A 1,310-nucleotide genomic window follows, 5' to 3' on the forward strand; every position below is an offset into this window, starting at 1 on the left:
TGTCTAGTCCTGAAATAGGTTTACACCTGTTTCACCCTAACGCCCGATGCACCGCATCGGGCGTTTTGTATTTTAAGGACAGGTGCGGGCGCTCCTGGTTGTAGATCAAGATCGCCTCCCGCACCATTTGCTCCGCTTGCGCCAAGTCTGTCGGTCGGTGGAGCAAGAGCTCTGTCTTCAAGATGCCATTGACCCGCTCTGCCAAGGCGTTTTGGTAGCAGTCGTAGCCATCAGTCATCGAGCACGTGATGCCATGTTTGGCATGGAGCTTTTGATATAGCGCCGAGCAGTACTGCACACCTCGATCCGAGTGATGAACCAGTTTCTGGCGTGTTCGACGCGTCTTCAAGGCCATACGCAAGGCTTGAGCCACTGAGTCGGCATGCAAGCTGCCATGCACGTGATAGCCGACGATCTTTCTTGAGAAGGCATCCGTCACCAGACTCAAATAGACCGGATCATCACGCTTGGTGGACAGATAAGTGATATCGGCCACCCAAACCTGTTCCGGACCGGTAGCGACAACTTGCGACGGGCCTGGTTTGAGCAGATTGGGATGGCAGCGGAAGTGATGATGACTGTCGGTCGTTTTGTGATAAGCCCGCTTCCTGCGGACCAGTTGGCGGTAATCACGCAAGACCGCCAATAACCGATCGCGGCCGACATGCAGCTCCTGTTTCTCACGCTCCGCGTGCATCAACGAGTGCAATTTGCGGGCGCCAATGCAGGGTTGGCGTACTCGGATTGTCTGCACAAACTGGATGAGTTTCTGATCTTGCTCGATGCGAGCCCGATAGACGCGATTACGTTTGTAAAAGGCTTGGCGACTGATCCCCATAAACTGGCAAGCCCTGCTGACACTCAGGGTTTGGGTTTGCGCAACGACTTGCCGGGCCGCTTTTTTACGACAGAGACGCCGTAGTCGTTCTTCAGTACATCCACCACGTCTTCAAAAAACTTGGCTTTCTGATTCGCCAGCGCCAACTGCTCCTCAAGTTCTTTGATTCTCTGCTCGGGTGTTAAGGGCAAAGTGGGCTCGTCCATCGGTCGGGTCCTTTGGGAACGAATGGAGGCGCCTTGGCTCCAGTCTTGCCGACCATGCTTGCGTAACCAAACCAACACCGTCGATCGACCCTGAATTCCGTAGCGCCGTTGAGCCTCTTTATAACTCAACTCGCCTTTTTCGACTTGATCGACAACCGACAATTTAAAAGTCAGCGTGTAATCGCGTTGACTGCGTTTTGCGCCCGAATCCATTGCACACTCCTGAAAAGAAGCCAGAAGGTGTAAACCTTATTCAGGACGAGACA

At 53.6% G+C, this 1,310-nt stretch carries 1 protein-coding gene; it reads right to left on the reverse strand.

Annotated elements, in window-relative coordinates; all coding sequences use genetic code 11:
- Window positions 1-31: 31 nt before the first annotated feature.
- Window positions 32-1,257, reverse strand: a protein-coding gene (locus tag CAF90_RS29035) for an IS3 family transposase (RefSeq protein WP_371915882.1) whose coding sequence is annotated in 2 segments (ribosomal slippage) — window positions 32-906 and window positions 906-1,257 — 1,227 coding nt in all. Because the reading frame shifts where the segments join, the coding sequence is not laid out codon by codon here.
- Between the last annotated feature and the right edge of the window lie 53 nt (window positions 1,258-1,310).

Origin of the sequence: Pseudomonas sp. B37(2017), assembly GCF_002112885.1 — a bacterium.
Taxonomy (GTDB): domain Bacteria; phylum Pseudomonadota; class Gammaproteobacteria; order Pseudomonadales; family Pseudomonadaceae; genus Aquipseudomonas; species Aquipseudomonas paraglycinae.